The organism is Pseudomonas sp. SCPG-7, from assembly GCF_002156405.1.
In the GTDB taxonomy this organism is placed as follows: domain Bacteria; phylum Pseudomonadota; class Gammaproteobacteria; order Pseudomonadales; family Pseudomonadaceae; genus Aquipseudomonas; species Aquipseudomonas parakoreensis.
The window spans coordinates 265,522-283,890 of sequence record NZ_MVOO01000005.1; the positions used below are offsets into that span (position 1 = coordinate 265,522).

The 18,369-nt window shown below is 60.4% G+C and carries 14 protein-coding genes; 9 read left to right on the forward strand and 5 right to left on the reverse strand.

What is annotated here, in order from left to right:
* The first annotated feature begins 89 nt into the window (after positions 1-89).
* The 6 genes from B1722_RS12695 to pepN are packed head-to-tail and all read left to right on the forward strand — an operon-like array spanning position 90 to position 6,605.
* The gene (locus B1722_RS12695) at positions 90-980 is read left to right on the forward strand and encodes an NAD(+) kinase (protein ID WP_003224174.1); all 891 of its coding nucleotides are present in this window, start codon (positions 90-92) and stop codon (positions 978-980) included.
* Positions 977-1,951 (forward strand): metallophosphoesterase, encoded by a 975-nt coding sequence (locus B1722_RS12700; RefSeq protein ID WP_371260368.1) that lies wholly within the window; start codon positions 977-979, stop codon positions 1,949-1,951. The genes B1722_RS12695 and B1722_RS12700 overlap by 4 nt, the downstream gene beginning before the upstream one ends.
* Positions 1,948-2,817: a rhomboid family intramembrane serine protease gene (locus tag B1722_RS12705; protein WP_041067247.1), complete on the forward strand. Its 870-nt coding sequence runs from the start codon at positions 1,948-1,950 to the stop codon at positions 2,815-2,817. The genes B1722_RS12700 and B1722_RS12705 overlap by 4 nt, the downstream gene beginning before the upstream one ends.
* A gap of 32 nt (positions 2,818-2,849) precedes the next feature.
* On the forward strand, positions 2,850-3,110 hold the full coding sequence (locus tag B1722_RS12710; protein WP_003224178.1) for a YeaC family protein: 261 nt from the start codon (positions 2,850-2,852) through the stop codon (positions 3,108-3,110).
* Positions 3,107-3,937 carry a DUF2797 domain-containing protein gene (locus B1722_RS12715; RefSeq protein WP_086792766.1) on the forward strand — a complete coding sequence of 277 codons (831 nt, stop codon included), beginning with the start codon at positions 3,107-3,109 and terminating at the stop codon, positions 3,935-3,937. Before B1722_RS12710 ends, B1722_RS12715 begins: the two co-directional genes overlap by 4 nt.
* A 10-nt stretch (positions 3,938-3,947) precedes the next feature.
* Complete coding sequence (gene pepN / locus B1722_RS12720) at positions 3,948-6,605, forward strand: aminopeptidase N (protein ID WP_041067241.1); 2,658 nt, start codon at positions 3,948-3,950, stop codon at positions 6,603-6,605.
* Between the two features lie 127 nt (positions 6,606-6,732).
* Here the strand turns inward: pepN and katG are convergent, their stop codons facing one another.
* The gene (katG, locus tag B1722_RS12725; protein WP_086792768.1) at positions 6,733-9,003 is read right to left on the reverse strand and encodes a catalase/peroxidase HPI; all 2,271 of its coding nucleotides are present in this window, start codon (positions 9,001-9,003) and stop codon (positions 6,733-6,735) included.
* A gap of 334 nt (positions 9,004-9,337) precedes the next feature.
* Between katG and B1722_RS12730 the strand changes: the two genes are divergently transcribed.
* The gene (locus tag B1722_RS12730; protein ID WP_086792770.1) at positions 9,338-11,374 is read left to right on the forward strand and encodes a TonB-dependent receptor; all 2,037 of its coding nucleotides are present in this window, start codon (positions 9,338-9,340) and stop codon (positions 11,372-11,374) included.
* A 343-nt stretch (positions 11,375-11,717) separates the two neighbouring features.
* Entirely contained in the window at positions 11,718-12,146 is a 429-nt protein-coding gene (locus B1722_RS12735; protein ID WP_140396012.1) for a hypothetical protein, read from the forward strand.
* Positions 12,147-12,191: 45 nt separating this feature from the next.
* Here B1722_RS12735 and B1722_RS12740 read toward each other — a convergent pair whose 3' ends face one another.
* Positions 12,192-14,423 carry an LTA synthase family protein gene (locus B1722_RS12740; protein WP_086792774.1) on the reverse strand — a complete coding sequence of 744 codons (2,232 nt, stop codon included), beginning with the start codon at positions 14,421-14,423 and terminating at the stop codon, positions 12,192-12,194.
* Between the two features lie 310 nt (positions 14,424-14,733).
* Here B1722_RS12740 and B1722_RS12745 point away from each other — a divergent pair, with 310 nt between their 5' ends.
* Complete coding sequence (locus B1722_RS12745; RefSeq protein WP_086792776.1) at positions 14,734-15,750, forward strand: ABC transporter substrate-binding protein; 1,017 nt, start codon at positions 14,734-14,736, stop codon at positions 15,748-15,750.
* Between the two features lie 44 nt (positions 15,751-15,794).
* Here B1722_RS12745 and B1722_RS12750 read toward each other — a convergent pair whose 3' ends face one another.
* The 3 genes from B1722_RS12750 to B1722_RS12760 form a co-directional block, all read right to left on the reverse strand.
* The gene (locus B1722_RS12750) at positions 15,795-16,379 is read right to left on the reverse strand and encodes an isochorismatase family protein (RefSeq protein WP_041067227.1); all 585 of its coding nucleotides are present in this window, start codon (positions 16,377-16,379) and stop codon (positions 15,795-15,797) included.
* Between the two features lie 63 nt (positions 16,380-16,442).
* Positions 16,443-17,270, reverse strand: a complete 828-nt coding sequence (locus tag B1722_RS12755) for a pirin family protein (protein ID WP_086792779.1) — start codon at positions 17,268-17,270, stop codon at positions 16,443-16,445.
* A gap of 10 nt (positions 17,271-17,280) precedes the next feature.
* Positions 17,281-18,342, reverse strand: coding sequence for an alkene reductase (locus B1722_RS12760; protein ID WP_086792781.1), 1,062 nt, complete (start codon positions 18,340-18,342; stop codon positions 17,281-17,283).
* Positions 18,343-18,369 lie beyond the last annotated feature (27 nt).

Sequence of the window (18,369 nt, forward strand, 5' to 3'; positions counted from 1 at the left end):
CGCACCCTTGAGGCTGAAAGGATTTTGTCTATGGCGGGCTTTCGCCCATAATTGTGCTTTTCGCGTTTTCGATTGTCCGCAGAGGTCCCATGGAGCAATTTCGTAATATCGGCATCATCGGTCGCCTGGGCAGTTCCCAGGTGCTGGATACCGTCCGCCGACTGAAACGCTTTCTGCTCGATCGTCACCTGCACGTGATCCTCGAAGACACCATCGCCGAAGTCCTGCCGGGCCATGGCCTGCAAACCTCGTCGCGCAAGATGCTCGGCGAAGTCTGCGACATGGTCATCGTCGTTGGCGGTGACGGCAGCCTGCTCGGCGCCGCGCGGGCGCTGGCCAAGCACAATATTCCGGTACTCGGGATCAACCGGGGCAGCCTCGGTTTTCTCACCGACATTCGTCCCGATGAGCTGGAAGTCGAAGTGGCCAAGGTGCTCGACGGCCACTATCTGGTAGAAAACCGTTTCCTGCTGCAAGCCGAAGTCCGCCGCCACGCCGAGGCCATCGGCCAGGGCGATGCGCTGAACGATGTGGTGCTGCACCCGGGCAAATCGACGCGGATGATCGAGTTCGAGCTGTACATCGACGGCCAGTTCGTCTGCAGCCAGAAGGCCGACGGTCTGATCGTCGCCACCCCGACCGGTTCCACCGCTTACGCGCTGTCGGCGGGTGGCCCGATCATGCATCCCAAGCTCGACGCCATTGTGATCGTGCCGATGTACCCCCATATGTTGTCGAGCCGGCCAATTGTGGTCGATGGCAACAGTGAGCTGAAAATCGTCGTGTCGAAAAACATGCAGATCTACCCGCAGGTCTCCTGCGACGGGCAGAACCACTTCACCTGCGCGCCGGGCGACACCATCACCGTCAGCAAGAAAGCCCAGAAGCTGCGGCTGATTCATCCGCTCGACCACAACTACTACGAAGTCTGCCGGACCAAGCTCGGCTGGGGCAGCAAGCTGGGTGGTGGAGGCGACTGATGCTCGATCCCGCGCGCAGTTATGACTTGATTGGTGACGTGCACGGATGCGCCCTGACCCTCGAACACTTGCTTGACCGTCTCGGTTATCACAAGCAGGGCGGGGTCTGGCGGCATCCATCGCGCATGGCCGTGTTCGTCGGCGACATCATCGACCGTGGCCCGCGAATCCGCGAAGCCCTGCACATCGTCCACGACATGGTCGAGGCCGGGCAGGCGCTGTGCATCATGGGCAACCACGAATTCAACGCACTGGGCTGGAGCACGCCGGCGCTGCCGGGCAGCGGCAAGCAGTTCGTCCGTGAGCACACGCCGCGGCACGCGCGCCTGCTGCACGAAACCCTGACCCAGTTCGAAGACCATCCGGGCGACTGGCATGACTTCCTCAACTGGTTCTACGAACTGCCGCTGGTGGTTGATGCCGGACGCTTCCGTGTGGTGCACGCCTGTTGGGATACCAGCCTGATCGAACCATTGCGCGGGCTGTTTCCCGATGCGCGCATCGACGAGCATTTTCTCCAGGCCTCGGCCGTGCCCGGCAGTTTCGCCTGCACGGTGTTCGACCGCTTGCTGCGCGGCACCGACATGCGCCTGCCGGATGGCCTGACCATGACCAGCGGCGACGGTCTGGTGCGTTCGTTTTTCCGTACCAAGTTCTGGGAAGACGATCCGAAAACCTACGGCGACATTGTCTTCCAGCCAGATGCACTGCCTGAGCCGGTGGCGCAGAAGCCGCTGACCTCCAGCGAAAAAAACAACCTGCTGCGCTACGGCATCGACGAGCCGTTGTTGTTCGTCGGGCATTACTGGCGCAGCGGCAAACCGGCGCCGATCCGCCCGAACCTCGCGTGTCTGGATTACAGCGCGGTGCTCTACGGCAAACTGGTGGCCTATCGTCTGGATCAGGAAACACGCCTGGATCCGCATAAATTTGTCTGGGTCGATGTCGAGCGGCCGGAGGTGCTGCAATGAGTGCGGTAGCGGTATTGCGTCTGCCACTGGCGGTGGATTTGAGTGGTTTCGTCAAGCTGCTGCAACGGATGCAGGTGCCGCATCGGGTCAGTGAAGAGGCGGGCGAGCAAGTGCTGTGGGCGCCAGCGGAAATCAGCGAAGACGTACGTTCGCTGTACGAGCGCTTCCCGGCCGGCGATCCCGATCAGCAACTGGACATCCCGCTGGCGCCGACCTTCAAACGCCCGAGCTTCGCCGAGCAACTCAAACACGCCAAGGCCACCGGATTGATCCTGCTGCTGAGCCTGCTGGTCGGTGGCCTGACCTATCTGGGCGACAACCTCGAAACGATCCGCTGGCTGACGTTCCTCGACTTTCGTGTGGTCGGCGAGTACATCCAGTTCACCCCGCTGGCCGACAGCCTGGCGGCGGGGCAGTGGTGGCGCCTGTTCACGCCGATGCTGCTGCACTTCGGCATCCTGCACCTGGCCATGAACGGCATGTGGTACTGGGAGCTGGGTCGGCGCATCGAGTCACGTCAGGGCAGCATCAATCTGCTCGGTCTGACCCTGCTGTTCAGCCTGGTGTCGAACTACGCGCAGTTTGCCTGGAGCGGCCCGAGCCTGTTCGGCGGCTTGTCCGGCGTGCTTTACGGACTGCTCGGCCACTGCTGGATTTTCCAGTTGCTGGCACCGAACCCGGCGTATCGCCTGCCACGTGGCGTGCTGGTGATGATGCTGGTGTGGCTGGTGATCTGCATGTCCGGACTGGTCTCGATGATCGGGTTCGGCCAGATCGCCAACGCCGCCCACGTCAGCGGGTTACTCATCGGATGCTTCACCGGTTTGTTGGGCGGTTTGTATAACCGCCGTAAACTGGCCGCCTAACATTTCAGTGAATAAAGAGCACGGAGACCCAGATGTCCTCTTTTAACGACATGATCAAAAACATAACCCCGGACATCTACGAGAGCCTGAAACTGGCCGTGGAAATCGGTAAGTGGTCCGACGGTGGCAAACTCACCGCCGAACAGCGCGAGCTGTCGCTGCAGGCGATGATCGCCTGGGAAATCCAGAACCTGCCTGAAGACCAGCGCACCGGTTACATGGGCCCGCAAGAATGTGCGTCGAAGTCGATCGAAGTACCGAACATCCTGTTCAAGTCGGATGCCATCCATTGATCGAGATTGGCCGCGGTGCAATCAGCAAAATGTCGGCGCGCCTGGACGGGCCGAACGTGCAATACGCGTTTCGTCTGGATGACGTCGAGGTGCCGGTCAACCCCATGATCGGCACCACGGTGCGTCTGGAGTACCTGGGGGCGATTCATTGCACCCATTGCGGGCGCAAGACCAAAACCAGTTTCAGCCAGGGTTACTGCTACCCGTGCATGACCAAACTGGCCCAGTGCGACCTCTGCATCATGAGCCCGGAGCGCTGCCACTTCGAGGCCGGCACCTGCCGTGAGCCAGCGTGGGGCGAAAAATTCTGCATGACCGATCACGTGGTCTATCTGGCCAACTCGTCGGGGATCAAGGTTGGCATCACTCGTGCTACCCAGTTGCCGACCCGCTGGCTGGATCAGGGCGCGAGTCAGGCGCTGCCGATCATGCGCGTCGCCACACGTCAGCAGTCGGGCTTCGTCGAAGACCTGTTCCGCAGTCAGGTGGCCGACAAGACCAACTGGCGCGCCTTGCTCAAGGGCGATGCGGCGGCGGTGGATCTGGCGCAAGTACGCGATCAGCTGTTTGAAAGCTGCGCCGAAGGCTTGCAAGGTCTGCAACAGCGATTCGGCCTACAGGCAATTCAGACGATTGCCGATGTAGAACCGCTCGAAATCCGCTATCCGGTCGAGCAATACCCGGCCAAAATCGTCAGCTTCAACCTGGACAAGAACCCGATTGCCGAAGGCACGCTGCTGGGGATCAAGGGTCAGTACCTGATTTTCGACACCGGCGTGATCAACGTTCGTAAATACACGGCCTATCAACTCGCCGTGCATCAATAAGGATTCCAGCATGCGCACCGAACAACCGAAGATGATTTACCTGAAGGACTATCAGGCGCCCGAGTACCTGATCGACGAGACGCACCTGACCTTCGAGCTGTTCGAGGACCACAGCCTGGTCCACGCGCAACTGGTGATGCGCCGCAACCCGGAGCGTGGCCCGGGCCTGCCGCCACTGGTACTCGACGGCCAGCAGCTGGAACTGCTGTCGGTGACCCTGGCCGACCAGGAACTGGGCGCCGGCGATTATCAGCTGACTGAAAACACCCTGACCCTGCAGCCGGCCAGCGCCAGCTTCACGGTCGACACCAGCGTCAGAATCCACCCGGAAACCAACACCGCGCTGGAAGGCCTGTACAAGTCCGGCACGATGTTCTGCACCCAGTGCGAGGCCGAAGGCTTCCGCAAGATCACTTATTACCTCGACCGCCCGGACGTGATGAGCAAGTTCACCACCACGGTGGTCGCCGAGCAGCACAGCTATCCGGTGCTGCTGTCCAACGGCAACCCGATCGCCTCCGGCCCGGGCGAAGACGGCCGGCACTGGGCGACCTGGGAAGACCCGTTCATGAAGCCGGCGTACCTGTTCGCGCTGGTGGCCGGTGATTTGTGGTGTGTCGAAGACACCTTTACCACCATGACCCACCGTAATGTCGCGCTGCGCATTTACGTCGAGCCGGAAAACATCGACAAGTGCCAGCACGCGATGAACAGCCTGAAGAAGTCGATGCGCTGGGATGAAGAGGTCTACGGTCGCGAGTACGACCTGGACATCTTCATGATCGTCGCCGTCAACGACTTCAACATGGGCGCGATGGAGAACAAGGGCCTCAACATCTTCAACTCCAGCGCCGTGCTGGCCCGCGCCGAAACCGCCACCGACGCGGCGCACCAGCGGGTCGAGGCGATCGTCGCCCACGAATATTTCCACAACTGGTCGGGCAACCGCGTGACCTGCCGCGACTGGTTCCAGCTGTCGCTCAAGGAAGGCTTCACCGTATTCCGCGACGCTGGTTTCTCTTCGGATATGAACTCGGCCACGGTCAAGCGCATTCAGGACGTGGCGTACCTGCGTACCCACCAGTTCGCCGAAGATGCCGGTCCCATGGCCCACGCGGTGCGCCCGGACAGCTTCATCGAGATCTCCAACTTCTACACCCTGACCGTGTACGAAAAGGGCTCGGAAGTGGTCGGCATGATTCACACCCTGCTGGGAGCCGAAGGCTTCCGCAAGGGCAGTGACCTATACTTCGAACGCCACGACGGCCAGGCCGTGACCTGCGACGATTTCGTCAAGGCCATGGAAGACGCCAACGGTGTCGACCTGACGCAGTTCAAGCGCTGGTACAGCCAGGCCGGCACACCGCGTCTGGCGGTCAGCGAGTCCTACGACGCTGCGGCGAAAACCTACAGCCTGACCTTCCGCCAGAGCTGCCCGGAAACCCCGGACAAAGTGGAAAAACTGCCGTTCGTGATCCCGGTCGAACTGGGCCTGCTCGACAGCAAGGGCAACGAGATTGCCCTGCGTCTGGCCGGTGAAGCGGCAGCGCAAGGTACCAGCCGTGTGATCTCGGTGACTGAAGCCGAGCAGACGTTCACCTTCGTCGACATCGCTGAACACCCGCTGCCATCGTTGCTGCGTGGTTTCTCGGCGCCGGTCAAACTGAGCTTCCCGTACAACCGCGACCAGTTGATGTTCCTGATGCAGCACGACAGCGATGGCTTCAACCGCTGGGATGCCGGTCAGCAACTGTCGGTGCAAGTGCTGCAGGAATTGATTGCCCAGCAGCAGAAGGGCGAAAGCCTGGTGCTCGATCCGCGTCTGATCTCGGCGCTGAAAACCGTGCTGTCCGATGAGTCGCTGGATCAGGCCATGGTCGCTGAAATGCTTTCGCTGCCGAGCGAAGCGTATCTGACCGAAATCAGCGAAGTGGCAGATGTCGAGGCGATTCACAGCGCCCGCGAGTTTGCCCGCAAGCAACTGGCGGACAACCTGTTTGAAGCGCTGTGGCTGCGTTATCAGGCCAACCGCGATTTGTCGAAGCAGACGCCGTACGTGGCCGAGGCCGAGCACTTTGCCCGTCGTGCACTGCAGAACATTGCGCTGTCGTACCTGATGCTCAGCGGCAAGCCGGAAGTGTTGGCCGCTACGCAAGAACAGTTCGAAAACAGCGACAACATGACCGAGCGTCTGACTGCGCTGGCGGTGCTGGTCAACTCGCCGTTCGAAGAACAAAAGGCCAAAGCGCTGACAACTTTCGCCGAGCACTTCAAGGACAACCCGCTGGTCATGGATCAGTGGTTCAGCGTGCAGGCCGGCAGCACGTTGCCGGGCGGTCTGGCACGGGTGAAGGCGTTGATGCAGCACCCGGCGTTCAACATCAAGAACCCGAACAAGGTGCGTGCGCTGGTCGGTGCGTTTGCCGGGCAGAACCTGATCAACTTCCACGCCGCCGACGGTTCGGGCTACCGCTTCCTCGCGGATCTGGTGATCGAGCTGAACGGTTTCAACCCGCAGATCGCCTCGCGGCAACTGGCGCCACTGACCCGCTGGCGCAAATACGACAGCGCCCGTCAGGCGTTGATGAAGGCTGAGCTGGAGCGGATTCTGGCTTCTGGGCAGTTGTCGAGTGATGTGTACGAAGTGGTCAGCAAAAGCCTGGCGTAAGTAGGGATAAGATCAGACCTTGTGGGAGCGGGCTTGCCCGCGATGGCGGCATCAGATTCAACGTTGAAGTTGACTCATCTACCGCTATCGCTGGCAAGCCAGCTCCCACAGGTTTTTGCGTTTTCTGTTATTTCAGATCAAACCGATCCAGCTCCATCACCTTGGCCCATGCCGCCACGAAGTCCTTCACAAACTGCTCCTTCGCGTCAGCACTCGCATACACCTCGGCCAGCGCGCGCAAAATCGCGTTGGAACCAAACACCAGATCAACCCGCGTCGCCGTCCACTTCACGCCGCCGGTCTTGCGGTCGCGTCCTTCGAACTCGTCTGCCGCCGCTGAGGTCGGCTTCCACTCCACGCCCATGTCCAGCAGGTTGGTGAAGAAGTCGTTGCTCAGCGTTTCAGTGCGCGAGGTGAACACGCCATGCCGGCTCTGTCCGACGTTGGCCCCCAATACCCGCAGACCACCGACCAGTACGGTCATTTCCGGAGCGGAGAGGGTCAGCAGTTGGGCCTTGTCGATGAGCAGGGCTTCGGCGGAAACGGTGTATTTGCCTTTGCTGTAGTTACGGAAACCATCGGCAATCGGTTCGAGGAAACCAAACGACTCGACATCGGTTTGCTCCTGAGTCGCATCGGTTCGACCTGGATTGAACGGCACCGACACCGAGTGTCCGGCGTTTTTCGCCGCTTGCTCGACCCCGGCGTTACCCGCCAGCACGATCAGATCTGCCAGCGACACTTTCTTGCCGGATGAGCCGGCGTTGAACTCGTTCTGAATGCCCTCAAGGGTTTTCAGCACCTTGTCCAGTTGCTCCGGCTGATTGGCCTGCCAGAATTTCTGTGGGGCCAGACGCAGACGGCCACCGTTGGCGCCGCCACGCTTGTCGGAACCACGGAAGGTTGATGCGGCGGCCCATGCGGTGGACACCAGTTGCGACACCGACAGCCCGGACGCCAGCACTTTGCTTTTCAGCGCGGCGGCATCGTTGCTGTCGATCAGCGGGTGCGTGGCCTCAGGAATCGGGTCTTGCCACAGCAGTTCCTCGTTCGGCAGTTCCGGGCCGAGGTAGCGCGACAGTGGGCCCATGTCACGGTGGATCAGCTTGTACCAGGCGCGGGCGAAGGCGTCCGCCAGTTGGTCCGGGTTGGCCAGAAAGCGTCGAGCGATCGGCTCGTAGATCGGGTCGAAACGCAGCGCCAGATCGGAAGTGAGCATGGTCGGCGAGAGCTTTTTGCTCGGATCGTGCGCATGGGGAACGGTGCCAGCCCCGGCGCCGTTTTTTGGTTTCCACTGGTGCGCACCGGCCGGGCTTTTGAACAGTTCCCACTCGAAACCGAACAGGTTTTCCAGGTAGTTGTTGCTCCACTGGGTCGGGGTGGTGGTCCAGGTGACTTCGAGGCCGCTGGTGATGGTGTCGGCGCCTTTGCCGGTGCCGAATGCGTTGCGCCAACCGAGACCTTGTTCTTCCAGTCCGGCCGCTTCCGGCTCAGGCCCGACATTGTCGGCAGGGCCAGCGCCGTGGGTCTTGCCGAAGGCGTGACCGCCGGCGATCAGGGCCACGGTTTCTTCGTCGTTCATGGCCATGCGGCCAAAGGTTTCGCGGATATCGCGACCCGAGGCGACCGGATCGGGATTGCCTTCCGGGCCTTCCGGGTTGACGTAGATCAGGCCCATCTGCACGGCGGCCAGCGGGTTTTCCAGGTTGCGTTCGCCCTGATCGGTGCGGCTTTCCTCTTTGCCATGCAGATCCGGTTCGGCCACCAGTGTGCCGTCCCCGGGTTCTTGCATGGCTGACTTGTCTTTGCCGTAACGGCTGTCGCCACCGAGCCATTCGCGTTCCGAACCCCAGTACACGTCTTCATCCGGCTCCCAGACATCGGGACGGCCGCCGGAGAAACCGAAGGTCTTGAAGCCCATGGATTCCAGTGCGACGTTGCCGGTGAGCACGATCAGGTCGGCCCAGGAAATATTGCGACCGTATTTCTGCTTGATCGGCCACAGCAGGCGCCGGGCCTTGTCGAGGCTGACGTTGTCCGGCCAGCTGTTGAGCGGGGCGAAACGCTGCTGGCCGGAGCCGGCGCCCCCGCGCCCGTCGGCGGTGCGATAGGTGCCGGCACTGTGCCAGGCCATGCGGATGAACAGCGGGCCGTAGTGACCGAAGTCGGCTGGCCACCAGTCCTGCGAGTCGGTCATCAGCGCGCGCAGGTCTTGTTTCAGGGCCTGGAAGTCCAGGCTCTTGAAGGCTTCGGCGTAGTTGAAGTCCTTGCCCAGCGGATCGGACTTGGGCGAGTGCTGGCTGAGGATCTTCAGGTTCAGTTGATTCGGCCACCAGTCACGGTTTGTCGTACCACCACCGGCAGCGTGGTTGAACGGGCATTTCGATTCATTTGCCATGTTCGGATCCTTATCAGGTCTTGTGCGGCCGGCTCATGCCGACTTCGGACTAGTAAGGCTAGACCCGACTCGGGCAACCAGCTAATAGGCCGACTATTGGAGGTTGATAGGCGCAGTCTTTCAGCGTTTTCGCCTACTGCGCAGGCTGGATGATTGTCTGATTCGACCCTGAAATCCCCGTGCTTGAGGGCTTGCTGCGAAACGGATCGCGAGAATCGTGATGACAAAAAGAAATGTTATTGTATAACATAAAAAAGATTTCATTCTGTTTCTGCCAGCGTTACTCGCCAAACGCCGGCAGCGATCTCATTTTTCTGCTCATGGAAGTTCTGAAATGCCTGCCCGTTCCCAACCCCTTCAACGACGCCTGGCTCCTCTGGCCGCCGCGCTGCTTGTTGCCTCACCCGTGTTCGCCGCCGAGCCGCTCGAACTGCAACCGCAAGTCATCACCGGCAACCCGCTGGGCAGTCAGAGCCTGGCATCGCCCTCGACCGTTCTCAGCGGCGACGACCTCACGTTGCAGCAGAAGGGCAGCCTCGGCGAGACGCTGAACAAGCAGCCCGGTGTGTCCTCGTCGTACTTCGGCCCGGGCGCGAGTCGGCCGATCATTCGCGGGCAGGACGGTGACCGCATTCGCATCCTGCGTAACGGCGTCGGCGCGCTGGACGCCTCGTCGCTGTCCTACGATCACGCGGTGCCGCTGGACCCGGTCAACGTCGAGCGCATTGAAATCGTGCGTGGCCCGGCGGCGTTGCTGTACGGCGGCAGCGCGATCGGTGGGGTGGTCAACACCTTCGATAACCGCATCCCCACCGAAGCCATCGAAGGCATTCACGGGGCCGGCGAGTTGCGTTACGGCGGGGCCGACACCACCCGCAGCAGCGCGGGGAAACTGGAGGCCGGCAACGGTCAGTTCGCCTTGCACCTGGACGCCAGCGCCCGGGAATTCAATGACCTGAAAATTCCCGGCTACGCCAAGACCGGCACGGCACGCGCCAACGACGACGGCGACTCGCGCAAGCATCGGCTCGCCAACAGCGATGGTCGTCAGGATGGCGGTGCCGTCGGCAGTTCCTACACTTGGGATGACGGTTACGCCGGGCTGTCCTACAGCAATTACGATTCGAACTACGGCTCGCCCGCCGAAGACGACGTGCGCATTCGCATGCAGCAGGAGCACTACGCGTTCGCCTCGGAAATGCGCAATCTCGACGGGCCGTTCAGCTCGATCAAACTCGATGCCGGCTACACCGATTACCAGCACCGCGAAATCGAGGGCGGTGAAGTCGGCACCACCTTCAAGAACAAGGGTTACGAAGCTCGGGTCGAGGCTCGGCATCAGCCGCTGGGCCCGTTCAACGGGGTGATCGGCGCCCAGGTCAGCCGCAACGAATTCTCGGCACTGGGCGAAGAAGCCTTTGTGCCGCACACCGATACCGACGCTGGCGCACTGTTCATTCTGGAAGAGTTGCAAGCCACTGAGCGCTTGCTGTTCACCCTCGGCGGACGCCTCGAACACACCAGCGTCGACCCGGACGCCAAAGGCAATGAGCGCTTTGCCAATGCCGACCGCTCCAGCAGTTTCACCGCCGGCAGCCTGTCGTCCGGCGCGGTGTACACGCTGACGCCGATCTGGTCGGTCGCCGCGACATTGGGCTACACCGAACGCGCGCCGACGTTCTATGAGTTGTACGCCAACGGCGCTCACGTCGCGACCGGCACCTATGAAGTTGGCGATGCCGGACTGTCGAAAGAAAAAGCCGTGTCCAGCGACCTCGCACTGCGCTTCGACAACGGCACGCACAAGGGCAGTGTCGGTGTGTTTTACAGCCACTTCTCCAACTACATCGGCTTGCTCGGCACGGGCCGTACACTGAATGACGAAGGCGAAGAGGATGCTGGCGGGATTCCCGAATACACCTACTCGGGTGTGCGTGCACGTTTCAGTGGCATCGAGGCGCAGGATCGCTGGACGCTTGGCGAAAATGCCTACGGCAAATTTGCTTTGGAGCTGTCAGGCGATTACACCCGCGCCAAGAATCTCGACACCGGCCAGGACCTGCCGCGCATCGCGCCGCTGCGCTTGAACAGTGGTTTGCTGTGGGAACTGGATCGCTGGCAGGCGCGGATCGATATCGAACACGCCAGCTCGCAGCATCGTGTGCCAGACAACGAAAGCAGCACCGACGGCTACACCACGCTGGGCGCCAATGTGGGTTATCACTTTGATGTCGGCCAGAGCAAATGGCTGGCCTTCGTCAACGCCGAGAACCTGACCAACCAGACCGTGCGTTACGCCAGTTCGATCCTGCGTGATATTGCACCGGCAGAAGGGCGCAGCATTCAGGTCGGGTTGCGCACGACGTTCTGATAGCCCTTCGCCCCCCTGAAGGAGCTGCCGCAGCCTGCGGCAGCTCCTGCACGGGCATCAGCTTGATTGTGCGGTGTCATTCTCCGGCAGTGCATCCAGCGGATTTTCCTGCCCCGGCAACTCGGTGATCACACTGAAATCCGTGACCTCGACCGCGCCCAGTCCATAGCCGGCTCATACATTGTCGCAAACTGCTTTGATACCGCATTTAATTGTCTTTTTTAAACTTCTTATTTCGATTTCAGCTAATAACCTGTCAGTTATGACAGTAGCGCCCAAGATAATTGAGGCATAGCTTTTCAATCGCAGGCAACCGCCTTCAAACGGATCGGAGCGCATCGACATGCAAAATTCAAATAAATCAGAAAAGCAAATTTTCGACCTGATTAATGAAAATCACCATCAATATAAAGGAACGTTTAGTGCACACGTTGATGGAAGAGAGTTCATGGTCGCGAAGACAAACTTGCTTTTTCATACGGCAGATAAGGACTATTTCATTGTTGGGGCTGATGATTACAACCACAACGTCGTTACCTTCTGCGTTCCACAGGACTTGATAAAGGACGGCCCTCACCAGGTGAGATGGTACGAAGGTGGGCTGGTTTGGAGCGTTAGGATCTCAAACGTGTCTCACGTTATTAAACAAGGACTGGCAAATGTCACGTTCTTACGGACAGGCGAAAATCGATCCGGTGTTTCAGGTGACATCGATTTTGTTTTGCCTGATGGAAAGACAGTTACAGGTAAATTTGAAATTAAGCGTATTTAGTAAATGCCAAGGGACGGATCCAACCAATCCGTCCCCTCCCTGATTTCAACTCGATTGCATCGTTTCATCCTCCGGCAGCGCATCCAGCGGATCTTCCTGCCCCGGCAACTCGGTGATCACACTGAAATCCGTCACCTCGACCGCACCCAGTCCATAACCCAGCAAGTGGAACGAAAACGCCTTGCGCTGTTGCGGGTTGTCGAAGCTGAAATCCATTTCCAGCGGCTGATCCGCCGTGGCGACCATCTCGGTTGGCAGACCCAGTTGCACATCCTGTTCGAACTCCTTGGCCTTGAGCTGAATGTACGCCGCCTGCTGCGGGTCCACCGAGCGCACGGTCAGGCGCACGCGGGTGTGCGAGCCCTTGGGCATTTCCAGGTACTGCGCGCCGATCAGGTTGTCGGCCCAGTCATCGTTGATCTGTGCCTGCAGCGGGATGACGTTGTTGCTGCCGAACTGGTAACGCTGATTGAGCGGGGTGCGCAGCAGCGACAGGTCCAGCGCCATGGCCCGCGCGGCAATCTGCCGGGCCTGCTGGCTGCTTTCATTGCCCTTGAAGGTGGCCCGCTCGGCAATGAACCCGGCGCTTTCGTAGTAGCGGCAACGGCGCGGCATGTCGCACTCGGAGAAGATCCCCTGACCATTGTGGTAGCGCAGTTTGCCGTTGGTGTAGGACATGATTTCGCGCCCGCTGTCGTAGTCGCGAAACAGCGAGCGGCCGCTCAGCGTCGTCGGCACGGGCAAGTCGAAATAGTCGAGGATCGATGCGCTCAGATCGACATGACCGTAGACCCCGGCATTCAGTCGCGGCAGTTGCTCCTGTTCGGGGGCCAGCGTCAGGTTGAAGCCCCACGACGACGCCAGACGCACGCCGTCGATGCCGTGGGATTCGTCCGAGGTGATCACCACCAGCGTCTCCCTGAGCACACCCTGACGTTCGAGGCCGCTGAGGAACTGCTCCAGCGCATCGTCGAGGTAACCGACGGCAGCCTGCTTCGGCGTCTCGTAGCGAGCCAGATAGTCTTCCGGTGCGGAGTAGGGCTGGTGGGTGCCAACGGTCAGCAGGGTGAGCATCCACGGTTGCTTCTGCTTCTTCAGTTGGCCGACGTAATCCAGCGCGCCTTCGAAGAACGCCTTGTCATCCTTGCCCCACGGAAACTCCAGATAGTTGGCGTTAGAGAACCATTCCAGGCCGTGGGTCGCATCGAAACCGATGTGCGGCATGATCTTGTCTTTGGCCATGAAACGCAGACCGGCGCCTTGCAGGTAATGAGTGCTGAAGCCGCTCTGCCGCAGCTGCGCCGGCAGGCAGGCCTGATTGCGCTCCTGTTGGGTGAGCATTTCCACGCCTTTGGGCGTGCCGTTGTTGAGCTTGTCGTAATCGCCACAGAGCATGGCGTACAGGCCGCGAATGGTCTGGTGCGTATGCAGCACGTAATCCGGGGTGTTCATGCCGCGCTCGGCCCAGCGGCTGAGGTTGGGCATCAGGTCTTCCTGATAATGGCTGCCGATGGCCTCGCGATTGGCGCGGATGTACGCGCCGGGAATGCCTTCCAAGGCGATGATCAGCACGTTGCGCGCCTGCCCCGGCGCGGCCAGCAGTTTGTGGCCATTGAGATCCAGATCGGTCAGCCCGGCCATCTGTGGCGCGGCGGGTTCGACGTCACCGTCCAGCCATTCCTCGGCCTGCAACTGCAGATCGGCGACTTGCGAGGCAAGCAACTGATGCGGCAGGTTGTACAGGCGCCACGGATCTTCCTCGCTCGGCCACTGGTTTTGCACGCCCCAGTGCGCAGCGAACAGCAGCGCCGGTGCGGCCCACACGGCACGGGGCAGGGCAGCAGCGGGTTGCGCGCGATTGGCGAAACGCGTCAGCAACCAGAGCAGCAGCGCCAGCAACAGGGCCACGCCCAGCGCCGGATGGGCAAAGCCGCCACCGGTGGAGTTTTCCACGAACTGCGGGTCAATCAGGTAATGCAGGTCGGCAGGATTCGGCAGCCGGCCGACAGCGCTGACCAGCTCCGCCGTCGCCACCGCCAGCAACCCCCAGAACAGCAGCAACGGCAACGCCAGCCACCACGCACGGCGATGCAGCAACAGCACCAGCAAACTGCCAATCGCCAGGTCGGACAAATAGCCCAGCGGCGACGACCAGCCCAATGCCGCGCGCAGGCACACCGGTACAATCAGTACCAGCAGAATCAGGGAAAACAGGCGGGCATGCGGTTGCCGCAACCAACGCAAAAGAACGCTCACAAACACAGACCTTCCAGCCATCAAACCGTCATAAAAGTGTGCGCGATGATACCAAGGGTGGGCTGCGTGATCGCCCTTTTAAACGCGTGGCTGATCTGCTCGCACAGACACGGCGCAGGGCTTGAGGCCGTGACCAGCGCTGGTGTCAGCCCGCTAGTGACTGACGCACAACGTGTAACCGATGGCAGATTTATTGTTTCAGGCTGTTTAAATCAGCGCATGACGGCCCATGCGAGCGTGCTATGGATATTCGATAACGGTATTTAATTTCTGTTTTTTATAGCGATAGAGTTCGGCCTTTCAGCCAAATCCACCCTGCTGCGAGGTTGTCATGGCCACACCGTTCAAACGTTCTGCGCTGACCCTGTTGGCCGCATCTCTGGCGAGCAGCATGCTGTTCAGCAGCGGTGCGCAGGCCGAAGGCAAGATCAGCATCGCCCAGCAATTCGGCATCGGTTATCTGATTCTCGATGTGGTTCGTGATCAGCAACTGATCGAAAAACACGGCAAGGCGCAGGGGCTGGAGATCAAGGTCGACTGGAACAGCATTTCCGGCGCCACTGCCATGAACGAAGCACTGCTCACCGGTGCGCTGGACGTGGTCTCCGCCGGGGTGCCGCCGATGCTTACCGTGTGGGATCGCACCCGCGGCAAACAGAACGTCAAGGCCATTGCCTCGCTCGGCTCGATGCCCAATTACCTGCTGACCAACAACCCGAATATCAAGACCCTGAAGGACTTCAGCGACAAGGATCGCATCGCCGTACCCGCAGCGGGCGTGGGGTTCCAGTCGCGGACCCTGCAGATCGAAACGGCCAGGGAATTCGGCAATGACCAGTACAAGAAATTTGACGACATCTCGGTCAGCCTGCCGCATCCGGACGCCACGGCGGCGCTGATTGCCGGCGGTTCGGAAATCAACGCGCATTTCTCCAGCCCGCCGTTCCAGTATCAGGCGCTGCAAAACCCCAACGTACACAAAGTGCTGAGTTCCTACGACGTGCTCGGCGGTCAGGCCACCTTCAACGTGCTCTACACCACGGAAAAATTCCACGACGACAATCCCAGGACCTACAAGGCGTTCTACGATGCGCTGGTCGAAGCGGAAAAAATCATCAAGGCCGACAAACCCGCCGCCGCCCAGGCGTACATCCGCGTCGAACAGTCGAAGCTGCCGCTGGCGCTGGTCGAGAAGATCGTCACCGATCCGGAAATCGACTTCACGGTGGTGCCGCAGCGCACGTTTATCTATGCCGAAAAACTGCAGGAACTGGGCGTGCTGAAGAACAAGGCCGGCACCTGGAAGGATTACTTCTTTGAAGAGGCGCATGGTGGCGCGGGGAGTTGATGCATAAAAACAGCCGCCGAGCGGCGGCTGCCGGAGTTGAGTGATCAGGACTGCAAGGCTTCCATCAACACCTGCACCAGTTGGCCACCCTCAGGGGTTGCCCAACTGCCGGCCAGTTCGGCGATCAACTGATTGGTCGTGGTCAGGGTCACCCCCCCTTTGTCCATGCGGCGCAAGGCGATATCGTCGGCCATGACGCTCGGCGATCCGCCGCCATCGGCAACCACCTGCACTTCATAACCGTCGCGCACCAGACTCAACGCCGGGTATACCGTGCAGACGTCGTTGGTGACCCCGGCAATAATCAGCTTCTTGCGTCCGGTCGCCTTGACGGCGCCGGCAAAGTTTTCATCATCCATGGCGTTGACGATGCCAAGGCGTTTGACTCGTGCGGCGAACTCGGCAGGCAGGATCGTCTCAAGTTCGCTGAGCAATGGACCCTGAGCGTATTCCTCCATACTCGACGTCAGCACCACCGGCAGTTTGAGAATGCTTGCGGTTCTGGCGAGCATCAGGGCATTGCGTTTGAGTTCTTCGAACGGAATGGATTTCACCCAGCCCATGGTGCCCACCTGATGGTCGATCAACAGCAGGGCAGCATTATTGGCACTGAATTTCTCGTAACTCATGGTATCTCTCCTGGCAGATGTTACGGGGCACGGCGCCCCGGTCGATGGAACGGTTCAACGGGGTTACAGAGTTCCGAACTCACCGCGCTGATAGGCCGCAACCGCCCGGCTCAGCGCGTCTGACGAGGCAAGTGCCAGCGGCCCCTGCCAATACACCGGTTGATGCAATGGCACACCACGAAACACCACGGCGTGGGCGGGCGCATCTGTAGCCCGCAGGGTGATGCTGTGCGCTTCGCCGATGACCAGGCTCACGGGTACCTGCGCGTTGTCGATGGTGAAACGCTGGTCGTCGATCCAGATGTCGCCGTCGATTGGCATGACGAACGCCGACTCGCCGCTGGCAACGGGAATCCGCACTTCGTGCCTCGGCTTGATGCTGATATCGAGCAGGCTTACGTCGGTCGGCAGATCCAGCGGCGAGCGGGTGTCGAGAAAGGCACCCAGTGGCACCCGGATTTTGGCCCCCGGCAAACGCAAGACCGGCACGTCTTCAGGGGCAAGACTGAGGGCAAAAGGCGCAGCCTCCTGAAATGCGAGCGGCAAATTGATGAAAATTTGCAGCATGTGTACGGTCTTGCCGCTTTCGTTCGGGACCTCTTCGTGAACGATGCCTTTGCCGGCGGCTGTCCAGTGCAGGCCGCCCGGTCGAATCAAGTTGCGGTTGCCCAGCGAATCACGGTTGTCGATTGCGGTTTGCGAGTCGGCAAACAGATACGACACCGCGCTGAACCCTGCGTGTGGGTGGGGCGCAAACGTCGGCCCGCTGATCCACGCATGGTCTACGGCAAGAAACGGGTCGATGCTGACATTCGGCTGCCCGCCGTGCAGAGAAAAGGCACGGAAATGGCTGCCGTGACGCATGGACTTCAAGGAGGCGCGGGCGGACATGGCAGACTCCTTACACTTGGCTCAATGTCGGATAGTCGATATAGCCCTTGGCGCCCGGGGTGTAGAACGTGTCTTTGTCCGGTGCATTGAGTTCGGCACCGAGACGCAGACGCTCGGGCAGATCCGGGTTGGCAAGGAACGCACTGCCGAACACCACAGCATCCGCTTGTGCGTTTTCGATCAACGCCTGGGCGGCGGCTTGATCGAGTCCTCCACCGATCAAGTAGCGACCATCGAAGAGTGGCCGCAGCAACGCGTGATAGTCGGTCTTGGCGCCAAACAAGGCGACGTGCAAATAAGCAAGGTCGAGACTGTGCAGGTGCTCGACCAGATAGGTGTACGTTGCTTGTGGGTCGGCATCGATGATGTCGTTGAAATTCATCTCGGGGGAGATTTTCAAGCCCACGCGATCACTGCCAATTTCCGTGGCAACTGCCGCCAGCACTTCGAGGAGGAACCGCGCGCGGTTTTCCACCGAGCCGCCATATTCATCGCTGCGCTGGTTGCTGCCAGAGGAGAGAAACTGCTCTGGCAGATACCCGGAGGCCCCATGCACTTCAACACCATCGAAACCGGCCTCAATCGCCCGGCGAGCTGCCTGACGGTAGCCTTCAACCACTGCGGCAATTTCGACCACGCTCAGTGCATGCGGCGTGACGAAGTCTTGCAGGCCATTCGAGGTCCAGGTCTGACCAGCCGGTTTGATCGCCGACGGTGCCAGGGGCAGGGCGCCGCGGGGTTGCAGCGACGGATGGGAGATTCGTCCGCTGTGCATCAATTGCATGAAAATTCGGCCGCCTTGAGCATGCACCGCGTCGGTGACTTGTTTCCAGGCGCTGACCTGTTCGTCGGTCTCGATCCCGGGAGTACGCACATAGCCTTTACCCGTCCCCTGGGGATACACGCCTTCACTGATGATCAGGCCGGCGCCGGCGCGCTGCGTGTAATAAGTGGCGACCAGATCACTGGGTACACCGTCGTCATCTGCACGGGATCGAGTCATCGGTGCCATCACCAGACGGTTCTCAAGTACAACGCGACCCATCTGGACGGGCGTGAATAGCGAACTCATTTTGCTGCTCCTCGGTAATTGATGTGG